Source organism: Aeromonas sp. ZOR0002 (assembly GCF_963866995.1).
In the GTDB taxonomy this organism is placed as follows: domain Bacteria; phylum Pseudomonadota; class Gammaproteobacteria; order Enterobacterales; family Aeromonadaceae; genus Aeromonas; species Aeromonas caviae.
In genome coordinates, this window is sequence record NZ_CAWMFQ010000284.1 from 1 (window position 1) to 231 (window position 231).

The window sequence follows — 231 nt, forward strand, 5'->3', positions numbered from 1 at the left end:
TGCCCACTCCGGCCAGAGTTACGAGCATCGGCGCCAGTGGGTAGTGGACAAGTTGGGCCAATTGTCGCGACTGTTTGCCATCGGTGTGTGTGCCTATGCGGTGATGAGCAATCACTATCACTTGGTGCTCAAGGTCGAGCCGGATACCGCTGCCAATTGGAGCGAGCGGGAGGTGGCCGAGCGTTGGGCGGCGCTATTCCAGTGGCCGCTGCTGGTACGACGCTGGTATCA

1 pseudogene is annotated in these 231 nt (G+C 60.6%); it reads left to right on the forward strand.

Annotation, left to right across the window (positions count from 1 at the left end):
- Positions 1-231 (forward strand): annotated as a pseudogene (locus tag AACR77_RS15415) (alpha-amylase family glycosyl hydrolase); the annotation flags it as partial.